The organism is Nocardia sp. NBC_01327, from assembly GCF_035958815.1.
In the GTDB taxonomy this organism is placed as follows: Bacteria; Actinomycetota; Actinomycetes; order Mycobacteriales; family Mycobacteriaceae; genus Nocardia.
Genome location: NZ_CP108383.1, coordinates 4,442,484 through 4,462,573, shown reverse-complemented (window position 1 = coordinate 4,462,573; position 20,090 = coordinate 4,442,484). Strand labels below are relative to the sequence as shown.

Here is a 20,090-nt window from a genome sequence, read left to right as displayed (position 1 = left end):
TTACGCGCGGGCTTCTCGAACGGCGGGCGCGAGCGTGGGCCGTTCGGCACTGGCGAGCCGCTGCGACCGGAGCGCGAGGATGATCATGACCGCGGGAAAGAGTATGTCGCACACCAGCACTCCACCGGTGTTGCCGGGAGCATGGTCGCCGTGCGCGAACCACTGGAAGACGTGGCCGATTGCCGCACCCCACAGGAACATTCCCGCACCGAGGCCGATGGTGATGCGCTCGCGGGCGGGGGCCGAGGCGGCGCGGAAACCCATGACCGCGAGTCCGAGGTTGGCGAAGGCTATCTCGAATTGGAACGGGGTCCGGTCGAAGCCGATCGCGGTGGCCATCACGTCCGGGGCGGTCAGGAAGGCGATGGTCATCCACAGGCTGCCGCAGCCGAGCGCGGCGACGGCCCACCAGCGCTGCCAGGTTTCTAGAGCGGCCGCACGGGAGGGGCTGCGGCGGGTTCGGATCAGCGCGCCGACAACCGCGATCACGATCCAGATCAGAGGGAAAGCCGACTGGGCGAGGTACGACAGAGCGTTCATGACTCCGAGTGTTGCATGGTTAATATTAACCAGTCAAGACTCATGTTCATCGAGGCCGGTTGCCAGGACCTATCGACGCGGCTCCAGCAGCTTGGCCAGCGCGGCAGTGTCGTTCAGGTATCGCTCGTACGGAAAACCCGCTTCGAGCAGCGCGTCGCGCAACTCGTTCTGCAACGGCCTGTCGCTGCCGTGGAAGGCGGCGCGCCCGGCTTCGGTGGTGCTGACCAACCGCCGCCGCGCATGTTCGGGGTCGATCTCGATCGCAACGAATCCAGCCACTTCCAACGGGCGCAAGGCCCGGCTGACCGCCGGATCCGACACCGCCAGCGCCTGCGCCAGCTGATGCTGGGTGGCCGGCTCGATTTCCTCCAACATCCCCAGCAGGCGTATCTGGCTGTACGTCAACGCCCCGGCGTCGCCCACGCGCCCCCGCGCCGCCTCGCCGAGCAGGTACACGACGCGATGCAGCATGTCTCCGAGTCCATCGTCCACGAATCGAAAGTATCAGAATCTTGTCTGGTTAACATTCACCGCGACCCCTCGGTCAGCAGTGTCGACTTCACCCTTTGCGGGTGAGGTACAAACTGGACGTTTGATAGAGGCTGGGTTAGCCGTCGACGGTCATTGCCGTCGGGAACAAGATCCGATCAGCAGTGAGGTAGCCCATGAACTTCCCGATCATCAACCTCGGTTCCGCCACCCTGGACCTGGCCAGCACCATCACCGGTCTGCTCTCCAACATCACCTACCTGCTCCAGTCCTGGGGCTCCATGTAATCGGGACCACCCCGATTCGACAAGCGCACCCCCTCCGGATTCCGGAGGGGGTGCGCTGTGTGACGGTGGTGGCGGTCCGTTCCTTCGAACAGCGTCAGTCGACAGGACCTCGGGCCGTCAGAACGGTCCTGAGCACATGCTCGACCGCAGACTCGAACAATGCTCCCCGCAACTCATTCCGTTCAACGAGGTTGCGGGTGGCGAGGTCGAGTATCTGATCGGGGGTCAGGCGGCGCACCACCAGGGCGGCAACGTCTTCCAGATCGAGGTCGCTGTTCGCGTTATCCAGTCTGGTCAGGGCGAACGAGATGATGATCTCCTCATCGGTCATACTTCGCCTCCGCCCTCCGACAATTCGGCCACGCTGTGGTGGCGGGCCCAATAATACGGCCGTTGGCCGATCGGTTCACCCTCCGATGGATGGGAGAACAGGTGCCCGTGTCCTGGGCGTCGCCAGCTCGGCAACGACTGAGGAGGATGACGATGCGTGCGGTGTGCTGTCGGGTCGGCCCAGGGAGATCGATCCGAGCCCCGCTGATCTTCAAACAGGCTGTGGTGCGGGGCTTCTGGGCCTCGAAGCGGCGTCAGGAGCACGCTCTAGGTCCTGGATCCCTTGATCGCCCAGATGCCCGGTCCGGTTCAGTCTGCCGCCCAGTTCTGCGCCGCGATGTCGCGCGCCGGGTATACCTCGACCTCGGATATGGCCTATGACCCGCAACGCAAAACCGACTACGAAGCACTGGCCGCTACCGTGTCCTGCCCGCTGCGAGTCAGCCTGTGGGAGATGTCGACGACCGACACCTACACGGAGGCAACAGTATTCGCTGCCGCCGACGATATGCTCCGCAAGGCGGGAGTCAAGTTGTGGATCGACGGCGCGGTCTGGGTGGGATCGGGGGCGACCTCGTACCCCTACCTGGACACCGCGGCAACCCGGCGGGCCGGCATCGACCCGGCGACCGCCGGTGGCACCGGTTCACTGAACTACTCGCGGCCGGAGCTGGACGCGATCCTGGACAACGCCGCGGCCGCGGGCTGGCAGATCGCATTCCACTCCAACGGGGACCTGGCCGTGGAGATGGGCTTGGACGCCTACGAGGCGGCGCTGCAACGCCACGGGCTCACCGGTACCGACCATCGGTGGCGGCTGGAACATCTGGGCGGCGCGACCCGAGCCCAGCTGGATCGTGCCGCCCGCCTCGGCGTGCACGTGTCGATGTCACCGTTCCAGTACTACTTCTGGGGCGACCTGCTCGACGGGCAGATCTTCGACCACGCCCACGGCAGCCGATTCGCTCCGTTCAATGATGCGCTCGCCTCGGGAGCCTGCCTGTCGCTGCACAACGACGGGCCGGTCTCGCCACCGTCGCCGCTGATCAATATCCAGACTGTCGTCTCCCGCCGCACCCGCGCCGGCAACGTGCACGGCGCCGATCAGGCCATCCCGCTCGAATCCGCGATCCGCGCCCACACGATCAATGCCGCCCGCACCCTGCGCCGCGACCACCTGGTCGGGTCCATCCGCACAGGCAAGCTCGCCGACTTCGTCGAATTGTCCGCCGACCCCTACGACGTGGACCCGGCACGGCTGGCCGAGACCGTCAGCGTCCTCGGCACCTGGGTGGGTGGGCGGCGCATCGACCTCCCCGCTTTCCTCGAAGCCGTCCGCGGCGGCGTCTCCGATCCGAGCTCGCGTCCGCGGATAGGCGGGTGCTGCTGACCGTGGGACCACCGGGCCACCTGGGATCGGCTGGCGAATCGGCCTGAGCGGTCAAAGATCGCACCAGGACTGAATATTGGTGACGACTCCCCCGCCCCGGCGCTCACCTCTCACCGATCCCGCGCCGTGGCCGACCCGCCGGGTCGAGCCCGTTTCACACGAGCGGTAGCCTCGATCGATGCCCCGCACCGTGACCCCGCCGCATCCGTTCGACGTCGCGACCGAGCTCATCTACGACGGCGACGGGAACTATCGCGGGCAGACCACCCCGGACTACGCCAATATGGTGGGCCCGTTCGGCGGGATCACCGCCGCGACTCTGCTGCGGGCGGCGCAGCAGCATCCGGACTGCCTCGGGGAACCGCTCTCGATCACCGTGAACTATGCCGGGCCGATTGCCAACGGCCCCTTCGTCATCTCCGCGGTTCCGGTGCGCACGAACCGCAATACACAGCACTGGACGCTGAGCCTGAGCCAGGACGGTGTTGTCGCCACCACTGCCACAGCCGTATTCGGCAATCGCCGCCCGACATGGACCTCCACCGAGGTCACCGCACCGGCGGTGCCGCCCGCGGACACCCTCGAGCCCGAGGCGCTGCCCGAGTTCATCGCCTGGGTCCGCAATTACGACATGCGATTCGTCGAGGGCGCCATCGCCGTTGCGGACGCCGATCCGAACCACAGTTCGACAACCACGCTATGGGTACGGGATACGCCCGCGCGGCCGCTGGACTACTGCGGCCTGACCGCGCTCAGCGATGTGTTCTTTCCGCGGGTCATGCTGCGCCTGGGCCGGGTCGTCCCCGCCGGCACCGTCTCGCTGACCGTCTATTTCCACGCCGACAACGAACTGCTGACAGCACAATCCGACCTGCCGGTGCTCGCCACCGCCCGCTCACAGCACTTCGGCAACGGCTTCTTCGACCAGTCGGCCGAACTCTGGGCGAATAACGGCACACTGCTGGCAACAAGTCACCAGATGGTCTATTTCAAGGACTGACGGCCCTCAGAGGATGGCGACCGGGGCCACGGGGGTTCCGGTCGCACCGACAAAGGGTTCAGGCATGGCGGAGAGCAGGAATTCGTACTGCCCCTCCTCCGCGCAGACTTCGGAGAGCTCCTGCAGATTCCAGTTCTGCCCCTGCAGCATGCCCATTTCCACGAGGTGGAGGGCGTGCACGGCGAGCATCAGATTGTCGATTTCCGGCGGGAAGATCTCGAAGGTGAGCGTGTCATTGGCTACGGCCGCGACATCGCGCGCATGGAACCATTCGGGGCAGCGTACGGACAGACCGGGCGCGGGGACGGCATAACCCTGACGGTCGCCGGACAGGAACAGTCGCATCTGACCGGTGCGGACGAGCACGATATCGCCCGCGCGCACCTTCACCCGGCCGAATTCCTCGGCGGCCTCCAGATCCTCCGGCGTGACCGCGTGATCGCTCGCCAGACCGTCCACCCCGCGCGCTCGGGCCACATCGAGAAGCACGCCGCGGGACACGATGTGCGGCACCTTGTCGATCCCGCTGAAGGCCGCGCCCTTGTGCGCGGTGATGGTGTCGGCGGAACGGCCGTTGTAGATCCGCCCGGAGTGCGAGATGTGCGTCAGGGCATCCCAGTGGGTTCCGGCCTGCAGGCCCATCGTCACCACGTCGTCACTGGTGGCAATGGTGCCGGGCCCGAACAACTCCCAATTGATCGCGATCATGCTGTGCAGCGCATTGACCCGGCCCGGAATCATCCCGGTCTGCACACCCTGCTGACTCAGCGGCAGTGCGAGAGCCACCCGGCGTCCGCTGCGCACCGTGCCCGCCGCGGCCCGCACCACCTCATCGGTAATAAGATTGAGCGTGCCGATCTGATCGTCGGAACCCCAACGGCCCCAGTTGTTCACGCGCTTTGCGAGGTCGAGAAATTCCGATGGAAACGCCATACCTCCGAACCTACAGACCGGCGGAAAACGACGACGCCCCGGCTGCGCCCTCATCGCGCGGCCGGGGCGTCATCCCAGGTTCGAGTGGTTCGCTGCCGCGCCCGAAAGGACCCGGCGCAGGTTTGGCAAGTGACGAGCAAACTCTAAGTTCATATCCGTCTTGCGACAATGCGTAGGACTGTGACCTGCACGACCGCACCGGTTCGGTGAACAGCGGGCGACCAGTTCGCGGGTACCGTGGACTGTTGGTCACCGGGGTGTTTGCCCACTGGTAACCCTTATGTGAAACAACGGACATCGAAACGCCGGACAGTTCGCTGACCGGGCAGTTCTCTGAGAGGTGGGCAGGACTTGATGGTGCAGAACGAGGTCGAGACCGCGACGGACGTCAGTCCGATGCTGCGGGCCGCACTCGCACCACCCGCTCGCACCCTGGTCGATATCCTGGCCGCGACCGCGCAGGATCACCCCGACGCACCCGCCATCGACGACGGCGAGACAGTGCTCAGCTACGCGGAGTTGCTGGCCGAGATCGACACCGTAGTCGGCAAGCTGGCCGCGGCCGGCGTGCGCGCCGGTGACCGTGTCGGGGTGCGGATGCCATCGGGCACCGCGGAGCTGTACCTGACGATTCTCGCGGTGCTGCACGCGGGCGCGGCCTATGTGCCCGTGGATGCCGACGATCCCGACGAGCGCGCCCGCCTGGTCTTCGGCGAGGCGAAGGTGACCGCCATGGCCACCGCCGGCGGAATCGAAACCACCGCTGCGGCACACGAATCGACCGCCGCGTCGACCGCGCCGCCCACCCCGGCCGACGACGCCTGGATCATCTTCACCTCCGGCTCCACCGGAACCCCGAAAGGTGTTGCGGTCACCCATCTCAACGCCGCCGCCTTCGTCGACGCCGAGGCCCGGCTGTTCCTGCAGCAAGCCCCCATCGGCCCCGGAGACCGTGTCCTCGCGGGCCTTTCGGTCGCCTTCGATGCCTCCTGCGAGGAAATGTGGCTGGCCTGGCGGCACGGCGCCTGCCTGGTACCCGCCCCGCGTGCGCTGGTGCGCACCGGCGCGGATCTCGGCCCGTGGCTGGTGCGGCGCGAGATCAGCATCGTGTCCACGGTGCCCACGCTGGCCGCCACCTGGCCCGCCGAAGCCCTGGATTCGGTGCGCCTGCTCATCTTCGGCGGTGAGGCGGTCCCGCCGGAACTCGCCGAACGCCTGGCGGGCACCGACGACCGTGAGGTCTGGAATACCTACGGCCCCACCGAGGCCACCGTGGTCGCCTGCGCCGCACTGCTCGACGGATCCTTCCCGGTGCGCATCGGACTACCTCTGGACGGCTGGGATCTCACCGTCGTCGATGCGGCCGGAAACCCGGTGGGCGAGGGCGAATCCGGTGAGCTGGTCATCGGCGGCGTCGGCCTGGCCCGCTATCTCGACCCGGCCAAGGATGCCGAGAAGTACGCGCCGCTGGAGTCGGTCGGATGGGAACGCGCCTACCGCAGTGGCGATCTGGTCCGCAATGACAGCGAGGGACTGGTGTTCCTCGGCCGCGCCGACGATCAGATCAAGCTCGGCGGCCGCCGCATCGAACTCGGCGAGATCGACAATGCGCTACAGCACCTGCCGGGGGTGACGGGCGCGGCCGCCGCCATCCGAACCACCAAGGCGGGCAATAAGATCCTGGTCGGCTACCTGACAGGCCCCGGCGCGGACTACGACATCAAGGCCGCCAGAGCTCAACTCGGCGAACAACTCCCGGCCCCGCTGGTCCCCCGGCTGGCGGTGGTGGCGGAACTGCCCACCCGCACCTCCGGCAAGGTCGATCGCAATGCCCTGCCGTGGCCGCTGCCGAAGGCGACCGACGCCGATCCGGGACTCTCCGCCACCGAGCAATGGGTTGCCGGACTGTGGGATTCGATTCTCGGCGCCGAGGTCAGCGATCCGAATGCCGACTTCTTCGATCTGGGCGGCGGTTCGCTCGCGGCCGCGCAGCTGGTCACCGCACTGCGGGAACGGCAGCCGCGCATCACCGTCGCCGATCTGTACGACCATCCCCGGCTCGGCGCGCTGGCGGCGCTGCTGGATGCCAGCGCTCCCGCCGTCGCGGTCGTCGATCGTGTGGTGCGCCCGGTTCCCTTGCGGGCCCAGTGGTTCCAGGTGCTGGCCACCATTCCGCTCACCACCCTGACCGGGCTGCAATGGCTCACCTGGCTGGGCATTGTCGGCAATATCGGGGCCTGGACCGGCTCGCTGCCCTGGCTGCCGCGCCTGTCGTGGTGGTGGGCGCTGATCGCCTTCCTGCTGTTCATCTCTCCGCCCGGGCGCATGGCGCTGTGTGTGGCGGGCGCGCGCACCCTGCTGCGCAATGTGAAGCCGGGCAGCTACCCGCGCGGCGGCTGGGTGCACCTGCGACTATGGACCGCGGTGCGGCTCTCGGAGGCCAGTGGGGCCGAAAACCTCTCCGGCGCACCGTGGATGGTGCCGTTCGCCCGGGCGCTCGGCGCGAAGATCGGCAAGGGTGTGGACCTGCACACGCTGCCGCCGGTGACCGGCATGCTCGAATTGGGCGACGGTTGCAGCGTCGAACCCGAGGTGGACCTGTCCGGCTACTGGATCGACGGCGATGTGGTGCACATCGGTCATATCGAGATCGGCCCGGGCGCGGTGGTCGGTGCGCGCTCGATCGTGCTGCCCGGCAGCAAGATCGGTAAGAATGCCGAGATCGCCGCCGGTTCCGCGGTATCGGGCAAGGTGAAGGCCGAACAGTCGTGGGCGGGCTCACCGGCGGTGAAAGTCGGTAAGGCACAGCACCGCTGGCCCGATCAGACCCCGCCGCGCGCGCGGCACTGGGTCGCGATCTTCGGTATCACCTCGATGCTGCTGGCGGCCGTGCCGATTCTCGGCCTGGGTACCGGCGGGCTCTTCATCGCCTGGGAGATTCGCAAGACCACCACGCTGACAACGGCTCTCGGCCACGCCTTCGCCCTGCTGCCGATCGCGACGCTGATCAGCCTGGGCGTGTACGCCGTGGTGACGATCGTCGCGGTGCGACTGCTCAGCATCGGACTCACCGAGGGCTATCACCCGGTGCGCAGTCGTATCGGCTGGCAGACCTGGGCCACCGAACGCCTGCTGGATTCGGCCCGCACCTTCCTGTTCCCGCTGTACGCGAGCCTGCTGACCCCGATGTGGCTGCGCCTGCTGGGCGCGAAGATCGGCAAGGGCGTCGAGGCCTCCACCGTGCTGCTGCTGCCGAAGTTCACCACGGTCGCCGACGGCGCGTTCCTGGCCGACGACACCATGATCGCGAGCTACGAACTCGGCGGCGGCTGGCTGCATATCGGCGAATCCAAGGTCGGCAAGCGCGCCTTCCTCGGCAATTCCGGCATGACCGCACCGGGCCGCCGGGTGCCGAAGAACGGTCTGGTCGCGGTGCTCTCGGCCGCACCGTCGAAGTCCAAGGCGGGCTCGTCGTGGCTGGGCAGCCCGCCGGTGCGCCTGCGCCGCACGGCCGGAACCGGTGATACCGCACGCACTTTCGATCCGCCGCCGCGTCTGCTCATCGCCCGCGGCATCGTCGAGACCTGCCGGCTGCTTCCGGTGCTGGTGACCTTCGCCATCGGCCTGGGTGTGCTGTTCACCCTGGCCTGGCTGGCGCAGACCCTCGGACATCTGCCCACCGCACTGCTCAGTGGCCTGGTGCTGCTGGCGGCGGGCGCGATCGCGGGCGCGAGTTCCGTTGTGGCCAAGTGGGTTCTGGTGGGACGCATTCGCGCCGAAGAACATCCGCTGTGGAGCTCGTTCGTCTGGCGCAATGAAGTCGCCGACACCTTCGTGGAACATGTTGCGGCGCCGTGGTTCGCACGCGCGGCGACCGGTACGCCCGTACTCAATTTGTGGCTTCGCGGACTCGGCGCCGAGATCGGCCGCGGGGTATGGTGCGAGTCCTACTGGCTACCCGAGGCGGACCTGGTGACTCTGGGCGACGGCGCGACCGTGGAGCGGGGCTGCGTGGTGCAGACCCACCTGTTCCACGATCGAATCATGGCCATGGACACCGTCACCGTCGGCGCGGGCGCCACCCTCGGCCCGCACTGCGTCGCACTGCCCGCCGCGAGCATCGGCCCGGGCGCCACCGTGGGCCCCGCCTCGCTGGTCATGCGCGGTGACACTGTGCCGCCGTCCACTCGCTGGTGGGGCAATCCCATTGCGCCGTGGCCGGATCGGGCGGAGGCCGGCGAATGATGCCGAACAAGTTCTCCGAAGACGCCATCGACGATTACCTGCCGCAGAACGGAAATCGCGGTTACCGGGTATCGCGGTACGACCTGGAACTGGTGTACAAGGTCGCCAGCAATCGGCTGGCGGGGCGGGCCGAGATCACGGCGGTGAGCACCGGGGTGCGGGATCGCTTCGCACTGGATCTTTCGCAGTCGCTGGCCGTGTCGAAGGTGCTGGTCAACGGTTACAAGGTCGCGAAATACACTCACCAGCAAGGCAAGCTGGTGATCACACCCTCGATCAAGGTCCCCGCCGGTGGGGCGCTGGCGCTGGTCGTCCAGTACGCGGGCACGCCCAAACCGGTGCGCGGCCCGTGGGGTGAGGTCGGCTGGGAGGAGCTCACCGAGGGTGCGCTGGTGGCCAGTCAGCCCAATGGCGCGGCCTCCTGGTTTCCGTGTGACGATCACCCGAGTTCCAAAGCCAGCTACCGCATTTCGATCACCACCGACACCCCGTACTACGCGCTGGCCAATGGCACGCTGATGCGCAAGCAGACCAAGGCCAGTCAGACCACCTGGGTGTACGAGCAGCCCGAACCGATGGCGACCTATCTGGCCACGGTGCAGGTCGGGCCGTACCGCAAGCATCGGCTGGAGGCCCCGCGCGGTGCGGTGCCCATGCAGGCCGTGCTGCCGCAGCGGCTGCGCGCCGCATTCGATCACGACTTCGCACGTCAGCCGGACATGATGGCGGTCTTCACCGATAAATTCGGCCCGTACCCCTTCGACGCCTACACGGTCGTCGTCACCGATGACGATCTGGAAATCCCCATCGAGGCGCAGGGCATCTCCACCTTCGGCGCCAATCACTGCGACGGTCATCGCGGCTCGGAACGCCTTGTCGCACACGAGCTTGCGCACCAGTGGTTCGGCAACAGCCTGACCATTCGCCAGTGGCGCGATATCTGGCTGCACGAGGGCTTCGCCTGCTATGCCGAATGGATCTGGTCCGAGGCCTCCGGCGGCGCGACCGCCGACCACCTGGCCCGCACCGCCCGCCTGCGCCTGTCCCACCAGCCCCAGGACATCCTGCTCGGCGATCCCGGCCCCACCCGCATGTTCGACGACCGCGTCTACAAACGCGGCGCCCTGACCCTGCACGCCCTCCGCCTGCAACTGGGCGATCCGAAATTCTTCAACCTGCTGCGCGAATGGACCACCCGCTACCGCCACAGCTCGGTCACCACCGACGAATTCATGGATCTGGCAGGGCATTACAGCGCGGCGCCATTGCGCTCACTGTGGGACGACTGGCTGCACAGCCTCCCGCTCCCCCATCTGCCGCCGCCGGGCGCCGCATCGGCCTGACAGTCACGCACGGCCGATCGATGCGCCAGCCACTGGTGGCGATCACCGAATGCGCGCAGGATGTAGGTGTTGGCGATCTTGTGATCGCGCATCGACAGGAGGAACGCCATGTTCCGCACTCCGCACCCCGCGCTAGGGGCGGTTCTCATCGCAGCCACCGGCTGTCTGGGATTCACCGCCGCACTGGCGTCCGCACAGCAGCCGGCCTCCATCTCCGTCGACCGGCAGATGAGCTACAACGTCACCACCTTGACCATCAACGGCTCCGCCACCTGCGCAGGAGGCGGCACCGCCGGAGTCAACATCGCGAACGGCTCCCTGGAACAAATGTTCCAGGGCGGCATCGGCGGCCCCATCGCCGTCCAACTCGACGGCTCGGTCCTCGTCACCTGCGACGGCGCCCCCCACAACTGGTCAGGCCGCCTCATCGCCCCCGGCCGCGCCCTCCCCACCGATTCCGGCGGCACCGTCACAGCCAACCTCTCCCAAGGATCGACCGTCATAGCCACCACAGGAGCCCAGGGCGTCTACATAGCCCACTGATCGCACGCTTCTACCGTCCGGGCGACCATGGAGCGCTGCGCGTGAGTAGACCAGCCACGGTGGCCGGCGATCGGCGTGCCGAGTGACCGGTTTTCTCGGCACACTCGAAAAACTGGCACCGGTCGCGCTCATCTGCGGAGCGGGGGTGCTGTTCGCCCGCCGCAAGATCATCGATGCCACGCTGTCGAAGGCGTTCTCCGAGTTCGCTTTCCGCTTCGCCATCCCCGCGTACCTACTGGGCAGCTTCTACCGCGCCGATCTGCGACAGGTGTTCAACCCCGTCGCGATCGCCGCCTACACCACCACCGCCGTGCTGGGCATGATCGTGGTGGCGACGGTGGCCCGCACCGTGACTCGATGCGATGCCCGCGCCACCGCGCTGCGGATCATGGCCGCCTGCCAGGTCAACACCACCTACTTCGCCATCCCGGTATTCCTGTTGCTGTTCGGCGACGCCACACCGATCTTCCCTGTCATCCTGCTGCAGGTCTGCGTGCTGACGGTGGTGGTCATCGCGATCATGGAATCCACAGGCACACCGACCGATCCGGAAGGCACGACCGGCGGCGTGCGAAGGGGCCTGCGAGCTGCGGTCACCACACCGATAGTGGTGGCCTGCTACGCCGGGATCGCTGCCAATCTCGCACACCTGCCCGTCCCGGGCTGGGCGACCGACACACTCTCGATGGCCGGAGCGGCAGCATCCCCCGTCGCCCTCTTCGCATTGGGACTTCACCTGGGCGGCAGCGGGATTCGACTGCGAGGGACCAGCAGCGACGAGTACTGGCTGGTCACCATGAAATGCCTGTTGTTCCCACTGCTGGCATTCACGCTCGCCCGCTACGTATTCGGCATCGGCGCGCCCTGGCTCACCTACCTCACCCTCATCGCGGCAATGCCGGCCCCACAGAACCTCTTCATCTTCGCCGCCCAGTACGACACGGACGTCGACCTCGCCGCATCGGTGGTCATCAAGACCTCGGTGCTCGCGCTTCTCCTGCTGCCGATGTGGGCGGCCCTCGCACACTGATCATCGGCGTGCGATGCCGCGTCCGATATCCGCGCGTATCGGGTGCGGGTGGCGGACAGACCCGACTAGGGGTTGGCGACCGGGGGTCTTTGATACATAATCACCGTTATGCCAAAACAGGTCGACTTTGCCGTGCAGCGGCGGACGATCGCGGCTGCCGCCGTCGCGGTGATCGACAAGGCCGGGATCGACGGGGCGCGGCTGCGGGATGTGGCGGCGGCCGCCAATGTGACGACCGGCGCGGTCACGCACTATTTCGACGGTAAGGACGCAGTGCTGGAGGCGGCGCTGTCGGAGGTTGTGCGGCGAATACTGGAGCGGCCCGCGCCCTCGGCCGATGAACCGATCGACCTGGTGAGCTGTATCGAGCTGTACTGCGGTTACCTTCCCCTGGATGCGCGGGGGCTCGGCGAATGGCGGGTGTGGCTGGCCTTCTGGGGCCGGGCGATGACCGATGAACGCCTCGCCGCCGTGCATCGCCGCTACTACGAGGAGATCGTCGAGCGCATTACGCACCGGCTTTCGACGCTCCGAGGCGCACCCGCACCGCAGGAATTGGGCATCATCGCGGACTCGGTCCTCGCGGCGATCGACGGAGTCGGCACCCGAGCCACCTTGGAGCCGCGATCATGGCCCGCCGAGCGCCAGCGCCGCACCTTGTCGGCACTGCTCCTCCCCCTACTCACCACCCTCACGAACGGAACGCAGGAAGTCTGACGATGACGCCGCAGAACATGTCCGCCGATGATGCGTTGTCGGACTTCACCATTCGCGAGATCACCCTCGAAAACGTTACGAAGCGGGTGTATGTCGCCGGATCCGGCCCGGCCGTGATCGTCATGACGGAGATGCCGGGCATCAGCCCGCATGTCACTCGCTTCAGCCGCTGGGTTCGGGACGCCGGATTCACCGTCTACATGCCGTCGCTATTCGGCCGGGACGGAGCCGTAGCCACCGCCGACGAAGGTGCGGCGGTATTCCGAAAAGCGTGCGTCAGTGCCGAATTCCGCGCCTTCGCCGCCGACGAGTCCAGCCCCGTCACCGGTTGGTTGCGAGCGCTCGCACGGCTGGCCCTGCACGAGTGCGGCGGCCCGGGCGTAGGCGCGATCGGAATGTGCTTTACCGGCAATTTCGCACTGTCCATGATGCTCGAACCCGCCGTGCTCGCCCCCGTACTGTCCCAGCCCACGCTGCCGATGGACAATCCGGCAGGACTGGAGAGTCCCCCCGATGAGCTTGCCGCCGTGCGCAATCGGCTCGAGAAGGACGACCTCACGGTGCTCGCCTACCGATTCGCGGGTGACAAGTTCTGCCGCGCCCAGCGTTTCGCCGCGTACCAGGAAGCACTGGGCGACCGATTCGTCGGCCGAGTCCTCCCCGACCATGCGGCCAATCCCGAAACAGCGCCGTTCTTTTCGGTACACGTCGCGAGTCCGCACAGCGTGGTCACCGCCCACCTGATCGATGAGGCAGGCCAGCCGACCATCGCCGCCCGCGATGAAATCCTTGCCTTCTTCCAGCACCGCTTGATCCCGGAGACCGCGCCTACGTCGTAACGGCTGACCCGCACCGAGGTCTTGCTAGGGCAGTGGCCCGTTGAGGTTGATCCGGTTCAGAACCAGGGCGATGTGCAAGCGATTGCGACCGAACGCCGTATCGGGCCGATAGCCGAGAATTGTTGCGAGACGCGGAATTCGAGCCTGCAGTGTGGAGTGGTGCAGATACAGTGCTGCCGCCGCCGCACGCAGGCTGTCATGCTCGACGAGGGCGGTGAGGGTCGCTAGCGCCGCCGGGATCTGATCCTGCGCCGCTCGAATCGCCAGCACATCGTCGACCAGCGCATCCGCCGGCGAGATCCGCTCGGCGATGATGCCCATCCCACCGAGGTCCTCGAATCGCACCCGCCGTGGACCGTCAATTCCGGTGAGCCGCAACGCCTGTAGCGCCCCGTGCCACGAACGCGGAAGATCGGCGGACTCGACAGCGGGCCCGAGTCCGATCCGCACGGAGGTCTCGGGCTCGAGGTCGGCCGGCACGATCGCGGCCAGCACCCGGCCAAGCTGCGCACTCCATCTACTCAGATCCGCGGATTCCGGTACCGCCGAATCCGGCTCGGCGAGCATTGCCACCACTTTGACCTGAGGATCCGCGGGCAGGGCAATACGACGCGCAGCCTGCCGGCGCACATTCGCCGAGATATCCGCGCTGAGCAAAGCCTCGACGCTGGCCGGATCACGAGCGGGCCCGCGCCCGCGCGTACGGTCCAGCACGAGCCGGACGCCGACGGCCAGCCGTTCCAGAATGATCACATCGGTCGGACTCGGACCGGCATCCCGCTCCAGCCAGACCCGCCCGCCTTCTCCCCCGGCGAGCTCGACCATCGGCCATTCGCCGTGGAAGGAACCGGCTTCGAGCCGATGCCCATCGGGATGCATGCGGACCAGCACATGACGGTCCGGATCATGCAATCCCGCCGGACAACCCGCCAGGATTGCCGCGGCGCGGACAAAGGCCTCGAGCCCCGCCCGGCCCTCCACGAGTTTGTCGAAATAGGCGATCGCCCGCACCGCGCCCTCGGCGGCGGGATCGAGAGAGGCAAGCCGTTGGAGCAGCTCTTCCATACCCACTCCTCGCTCGGACGACTGCAGAATTGTATCGCCGATCGGCGGGCAATCTGGTCGAGCATCCGCCATATGGCGGTACCCCGAGCCGCACCATCCGCGAGAGGCTGGGTGAACCATCCGACAGGAGACACCCCAGATGAGCACTCGCCCGCCCTTCGACCCGGAGTTGGACGCAATCCTCGCCTCCTACCCCCTGGAAATGCGGGAGCTGGGCTGGACAGCACCCCGCGCGCTGGCCGAGTACCGAAAGATGAACTCCAGCACCGCGAATCCCGAACTGCTGCGGCGCAATGGCGCGGTGCGGATCGAGCAGTGCACGGTCGCGGGGGCCGATGACGGCCCGGAACTACCCGTCGTCATCATGCGCCCGACTCGCGGGCCCGGCCCGTGGCCCTGCGTCTATCACACGCACGGCGGCGGAATGATCGCCGGCGACGAGTGGGAGCTCGCCGACACCCTGGCCCGCTGGGTCGATGAGCTCGGCATTGTCGCGATCTCGGTCGGCTACCGGCGGGCCCCGGAACATCCCTTCCCGACCCCGGTCGAGGACTGCTATGCCGGATTGCTCTGGGTCGCAGGGCACTCCGAGGAGCTGGACATCGACCCCGAACGGTTGATCATCTTCGGCAGCAGCGCGGGCGGCGGACTGGCCGCGGCGACCGCACTGCTGGCGCGGGATCGGGGCGGCCCGGCGCTCGCCCATCAAATCCTGTGGTGCCCCATGCTCGATGACCGCGGCCGCACACCTTCGAGCCAGGAACTCGACCGCGAGGGCTTCTGGGATCGCACCGCCAATGCCGAGGCGTGGGCGATGTACCTCGGCCGGGCGCCCGGCGGCCCCGATGTGTCATCGTATGCGGCCCCCGCGCGTGCAACCGAATTATCCGGCCTGCCACCGACTTTCCTCGATGTCGGACAGGTCGAAACCTTCCGCGACGAAGTGCTCGACTATGCCGCGCGCCTGTCGCAGGCCGGGGTGCCGGTCGAGCTGCACCTGTGGCCGGGCGCGTGGCACGGATTCTCCATTGCCGCACCACAGGCCGCCCTCTCACAGCTCGCGGATGCGGCTCGAACCGCCTATCTGCGACGAGTGCTGAGTTAGAAAAGCTCAGCGGGTGGCGGGTTCCCGGGCGGCCATGGCCTCGCCGGTGAGTTCGACGGAGCGGACGCGGTCCTCGATGCGGTGCGCGTGATGGGCGAGAATGAGTTCGTCCGCCTGGATGCCGACGGCGAAATCCTCCAGGTACGCAACAACTTCGGCGGGCGTGCCGACCGCGGTGTACTTGGTCATCAAGGCCAGCTGGTGCCCGTTCGGCGAGGCCAGGAAGGCGTCGATCTCATCGTCGGTGTAATCGGCACCGGCCGCGCTGCGCTTGATGAACGCCCGGGTGCGCGCCCGGTAGGAGATCGTCTTCTGCTCCGCGGCCTGGTCGTGGTCGTCGGCGGTGAAGACATTGACCCCGGCCATGACGTACGGCTCGGCCAGCTGCTCCGAGGGCTGGAAACCATCACGGTAGGCGCGGACCGCCTGGTGCAGGGCATCGGGTGAGAAGTGGGACGCGAAGGCGTACGGCAGGCCGAGGTGCGCGGCAAGCTGAGCGCCGAACAGCGAGGAGCCCAGAATATACAGCGGCACAACGCCTTCCGCGCGCGGTACGGCCTTGACCCCTGGAATGCGCGAGTGACCCGACAGGTAGCCCTGCAGTTCCAGCACATCCTGCGGGAACGTATCCGCCGAGGCGGGATTGCGGCGCAGCGCCAGCATGGTCTTCTGATCGCTGCCCGGCGCGCGGCCCAGCCCCAGATCGATCCGACCGGGGAAGAGCGTCTCCAGCGTGCCGAACTGCTCGGCGATCACCAGCGGCGAGTGATTGGGCAGCATGATCCCGCCGGCTCCGAGCCGAATGGTGTCCGTATGCGCCGCCACGTAACCGATGAGAACGCTCGTCGCACTCGAGGCGATCGAGCTCATATTGTGGTGCTCGGCGTACCAGACCCGGCGATGCCCACTGCGCTCCGCGGCCTGCGCCAACTTGACGCTGTTGTCGAAGCTGTCACGCGCGGTCTGCCCGGGCGCGATCGACGCCAAGTCGAGAAGGGACAGTGCGATGGGCATACGACACCAGCTTTCCGAGAAAATCGACAGGTTCGGGTGCGGGCAACACACACCCGCCTTCTTTGACAATCCTCGAACCGCCGAACTTATGCCCGAGGATGCCCGGCCGAGGTCGTGAGATTCGTGACTTCGACGCGATTCACCGGGTCAGGCACGGGTGAACCGGAGCGTGACCAGCTGGAAGGGGCGCAGCCGCAGCCGAACTGCCGAACCGTCCAGAACTGCGGAGGTATCGCTTTCCGTCGGCCGCTCCAGCAGATCGCACACCTGCAATCCAGACGTCTCGAATCCGAGGGTGACGAGTGCCGAGGCCCGGCCGCCCTGCGCTTCGTAGACGCGCAGCACAACGTCGCCGCTGCCGTCGTCGGCCAGTTTGACCGCGCTGGTCACCACCGCGTCATTGTCGATGGTGAACAGCGGCGCGACTGCCTCGGCGACGGTCGGCGTGATCGGCGCGAGGTTGATGCGGTAGCCCGCACACACCGCGTCACCGATCGAGGCGCTCGGGATCAGCGAGTGCCGGAAGGCGTGCGCGCCGTGGTCGGTCTCCGGATCGGGAAACCGCGGCGCCCGCAAGAGCGAAGCCCGCACCGTTGTCGTGGTCCCGCCGTCCGCCCGGACCGTCCGGGTGACGTCGTGGCCGTAGGTCGAATCATTGACCAGCGCCACACCCCAGCCCGGCTCGGCGATATGCACGAACCGGTGATTGCAGGCTTCGAACTTCGCGTACTCCCAGCTGGTATTGGTGTGGGTCGGCCGGAACATGTGCCCGAACTGGGTTTCGGAGGCGTAGCGGTCGGCGTGAACGTCCAGGGGGAACGCCAGTTTGAGGAATTTCTCGGTCTCGTGCCAGTCGACGCTGGTATCGATATCGAGGCCATGCGCGCCGGCCCGCAGCGACAGGGTCTGCTCGACTTTCGAGGACCCGAACGATCGACCGACCCGAACCACCGCGGATTCTGTCGAATCCGGGCCTGCCGCAAGGAAATCCACGTCGATGAGATCGGTGACCCGGTTCCGGTAGAACCGGTCGACATCCCAGGCGTCCCACGAGTTCGGCAGGTCCGGATGCAGCTGCAGCAGGTTCGCGGCCGATTCCGGCGGCAATGTCTCCCGCTGTTGCGCGGGGTCGAATACCGATACGACAAGCCCGCGCACATCGATTTCGACTCGCAGCACACCGTTTTCGAGAACGAAGCCGCCCTCGGCGCGCGCGGTCACCGAGCACGAGCCGGACTGCTCAGGCACTGCGGCCGCTCCGGCCGGAACCGATTGCCAGGTGTGCGGCGTGGAATTGAAGCTGTTCGGCCCTGCCCGCTCACCACCGAGCACCCATTGAGCCCGCTCGATGATCTCGGTCAGCTCCTGCGCCACCGCCGCGTACGTCTGCGCGGCCTCCCGGTACACCCACGCGATCGCCGAGCCGGGCAGAATATCGTGGAACTGGTGCAGTAGCACCGTCTTCCAGAGGCGATCCAAGGCCGCACGAGGATATTCCGCGTTCTTGCGCACCGCCGCCGTGGCAGCCCACAGCTCGGCCTCCCGCAGCAGGTGTTCGCTGCGCCGGTTACCCTGCTTGGTCTTCGCCTGGCTGGTGAGCGTGGCGCGGTGCAGCTCCAGGTACAGCTCCCCCACCCACACCGGCGGATTCGCATACTCGGCCTCGGCCTTCGCGAAGAAGTCGGAGGGCTTGTCCCACAGCACTTTCGGCGAACCTTCGAGGTTCTTCATCCGGGCGGCCTTCGCGACCATCTCCCGCGTGGTGCCGCCACCGCCGTCACCCCAGCCGGTCGGCGCCAGCGACATCGACGCCCGGCCCTTGTCCTTGAAATTCCGTGCGGCGTGCGCGATCTCGCGGCCCTGCATCGAGCAGTTGTAGGTGTCGACCGGTGGAAAGTGGGTGAAGATCCGGGTCCCGTCGATGCCCTCCCACAGGAAGGTATGGTGCGGGAACTGATTGATCTCGCTCCAGGAGATCTTCTGTGTCAGCAGCCATTTGGAGCCTGCCGCCTTGATGATCTGCGGCAGCCCCGCCGCGAATCCGAACGTGTCCGGCAGCCACGCCTCCTCGTTCTCGATCCCGAACTCCTCCAGGAAGAACCGCTTGCCGTAGACGAACTGCCGCGCCATCGCCTCGGAGCCCGGCATATTCGTATCCGACTCCACCCACATCCCACCGGCCGGCACGAACCGGCCGTCCGATACCGCCTTCTCGACTTTCTCGTAGACCTCGGGCCGATGCTGTTTGAGGAAGTCGTATTGGGCGGCTTGGGACATCGTGAAAATGAAGTCGGGTTCGTCGGCCAGCAGCGCGGTCATATTCGCGGTGGTGCGCGCGACCTTGCGCACCGTTTCCCGCAGCGGCCACAACCAGGCCGTATCGATATGCGCATGTCCGACAGCGGAGATCGTGTGCGCCGACGCTATGGCCGGTGCGGCCAGCACCTCGACCAGACATTCCCGCGCCGCGGCGGCGGTCGAGTTCACATCCTGTAGATCGATGGTGTCCAGCGCCCGCTCGATCGCCCGCACAATGTCGTAGCGGCGGGCCGGATCCTCGGGCATCTCGTGCATCAGCTCGCCGAGCACCTCCAGATCCATCACCAACTGCCACACCTGCTCGTCGAAGATCGCGAGGTCCATCCGCCCCAGGCGATACTGCGGCTCACCACCGGCGGTGAGACTGTCCCCCAGCGCGGTCGGCGAGAAGAACGGGATGATCGGGTTCGACGCCGCCTCGACGTGCAGCACCACCTCCTCCCCGCCCACCGCGGGCCCAGCCACCCGCACCCACTGATTACGCGGATGCAACCCCTTCACCGGCGACCCGTCCCCCCGATAGACCAGCCCCTCGCACTGAAAACCCGTCATATTCCGATCGAACCCGAGATCGATGATCGCCTCGACAGTCCTCCCAGCCCACGCCGCCGGAACCGTCCCCTCCACCGTCAACCAACTCGTCCCCCAGGGCGCACCCCACCGGTCCCCCGGCCCGACCCCGGTCCGAGGCCCAGCCAACCCCTCGGCCACCGGCACCGGCTCATCGGGCGCCACCCACATGGATGCCCTGAGCGGCACGGACTCCGGATAGATCGCCGGAACAATCCGCTCCCCCAGCACCCGCCCCAGCCGACTCTCGATCAACCGACGGTCATCATGCACAGCGCTAGCTCCCATCGAAGCGGCGGCCACTACCTAGGGCCCATTCTGCTGCACAGAT

General features: G+C 67.1%; 16 protein-coding genes. 9 read left to right on the top strand and 7 right to left on the bottom strand.

Translation table 11 applies throughout. From position 1 onward, the window contains the following. The 3 genes from OG326_RS20380 to OG326_RS20370 form a co-directional block, all read right to left on the bottom strand. Positions 1 to 540, bottom strand: coding sequence for a DUF6790 family protein (locus OG326_RS20380; protein ID WP_327146239.1), 540 nt, complete (start codon positions 538 to 540; stop codon positions 1 to 3). A gap of 69 nt (positions 541 to 609) precedes the next feature. Further along, positions 610 to 1,032, bottom strand: coding sequence for a MarR family winged helix-turn-helix transcriptional regulator (locus OG326_RS20375; protein WP_327146238.1), 423 nt, complete (start codon positions 1,030 to 1,032; stop codon positions 610 to 612). A 378-nt stretch (positions 1,033 to 1,410) separates the two neighbouring features. After that, positions 1,411 to 1,647 (bottom strand): hypothetical protein, encoded by a 237-nt coding sequence (locus OG326_RS20370; protein ID WP_327146237.1) that lies wholly within the window; start codon positions 1,645 to 1,647, stop codon positions 1,411 to 1,413. 294 nt (positions 1,648 to 1,941) lie between these two features. On the opposite strand from OG326_RS20370, the gene OG326_RS20365 reads away from it, so the two are divergent. Together OG326_RS20365 and OG326_RS20360 are read left to right on the top strand one after the other, a co-directional pair. Next, positions 1,942 to 3,036, top strand: a complete 1,095-nt coding sequence (locus tag OG326_RS20365; protein WP_327146236.1) for an amidohydrolase — start codon at positions 1,942 to 1,944, stop codon at positions 3,034 to 3,036. Between the two features lie 178 nt (positions 3,037 to 3,214). Then, positions 3,215 to 4,036, top strand: coding sequence for an acyl-CoA thioesterase (locus OG326_RS20360; RefSeq protein WP_327146235.1), 822 nt, complete (start codon positions 3,215 to 3,217; stop codon positions 4,034 to 4,036). Positions 4,037 to 4,042: 6 nt separating this feature from the next. Here OG326_RS20360 and OG326_RS20355 read toward each other — a convergent pair whose 3' ends face one another. After that, a complete protein-coding gene (locus OG326_RS20355; protein ID WP_327146234.1) occupies positions 4,043 to 4,969 on the bottom strand; it encodes a cyclase family protein in 927 nt (308 codons plus the stop codon). A 354-nt stretch (positions 4,970 to 5,323) separates the two neighbouring features. Between OG326_RS20355 and OG326_RS20350 the strand changes: the two genes are divergently transcribed. The 6 genes from OG326_RS20350 (at position 5,324) to OG326_RS20325 (ending at position 13,686) form a co-directional block, all read left to right on the top strand. Continuing rightward, entirely contained in the window at positions 5,324 to 9,214 is a 3,891-nt protein-coding gene (locus OG326_RS20350) for a Pls/PosA family non-ribosomal peptide synthetase (protein WP_327146233.1), read from the top strand. Further along, positions 9,211 to 10,557, top strand: coding sequence for a M1 family metallopeptidase (locus OG326_RS20345; protein ID WP_327146232.1), 1,347 nt, complete (start codon positions 9,211 to 9,213; stop codon positions 10,555 to 10,557). The genes OG326_RS20350 and OG326_RS20345 overlap by 4 nt, the downstream gene beginning before the upstream one ends. Before the next feature lie 108 nt (positions 10,558 to 10,665). After that, positions 10,666 to 11,100, top strand: coding sequence for a hypothetical protein (locus OG326_RS20340; RefSeq protein ID WP_327146231.1), 435 nt, complete (start codon positions 10,666 to 10,668; stop codon positions 11,098 to 11,100). An 82-nt stretch (positions 11,101 to 11,182) separates the two neighbouring features. Further along, positions 11,183 to 12,130, top strand: coding sequence for an AEC family transporter (locus OG326_RS20335; protein WP_327146230.1), 948 nt, complete (start codon positions 11,183 to 11,185; stop codon positions 12,128 to 12,130). A 108-nt stretch (positions 12,131 to 12,238) separates the two neighbouring features. After that, the gene (locus OG326_RS20330; protein ID WP_327146229.1) at positions 12,239 to 12,847 is read left to right on the top strand and encodes a TetR/AcrR family transcriptional regulator; all 609 of its coding nucleotides are present in this window, start codon (positions 12,239 to 12,241) and stop codon (positions 12,845 to 12,847) included. Between the two features lie 2 nt (positions 12,848 to 12,849). After that, on the top strand, positions 12,850 to 13,686 hold the full coding sequence (locus OG326_RS20325; protein ID WP_327146228.1) for a dienelactone hydrolase family protein: 837 nt from the start codon (positions 12,850 to 12,852) through the stop codon (positions 13,684 to 13,686). Positions 13,687 to 13,710: 24 nt separating this feature from the next. Here the strand turns inward: OG326_RS20325 and OG326_RS20320 are convergent, their stop codons facing one another. Further along, complete coding sequence (locus OG326_RS20320) at positions 13,711 to 14,751, bottom strand: helix-turn-helix domain-containing protein (protein ID WP_327146227.1); 1,041 nt, start codon at positions 14,749 to 14,751, stop codon at positions 13,711 to 13,713. Positions 14,752 to 14,890: 139 nt separating this feature from the next. Here OG326_RS20320 and OG326_RS20315 point away from each other — a divergent pair, with 139 nt between their 5' ends. Continuing rightward, positions 14,891 to 15,856, top strand: a complete 966-nt coding sequence (locus OG326_RS20315; RefSeq protein ID WP_327146226.1) for an alpha/beta hydrolase — start codon at positions 14,891 to 14,893, stop codon at positions 15,854 to 15,856. A gap of 6 nt (positions 15,857 to 15,862) precedes the next feature. Here the strand turns inward: OG326_RS20315 and OG326_RS20310 are convergent, their stop codons facing one another. Continuing rightward, positions 15,863 to 16,870 (bottom strand): LLM class flavin-dependent oxidoreductase, encoded by a 1,008-nt coding sequence (locus OG326_RS20310; protein ID WP_327146225.1) that lies wholly within the window; start codon positions 16,868 to 16,870, stop codon positions 15,863 to 15,865. Between the two features lie 147 nt (positions 16,871 to 17,017). After that, positions 17,018 to 20,032, bottom strand: a complete 3,015-nt coding sequence (locus OG326_RS20305; protein WP_327146224.1) for an alpha-mannosidase — start codon at positions 20,030 to 20,032, stop codon at positions 17,018 to 17,020. Between the last annotated feature and the right edge of the window lie 58 nt (positions 20,033 to 20,090).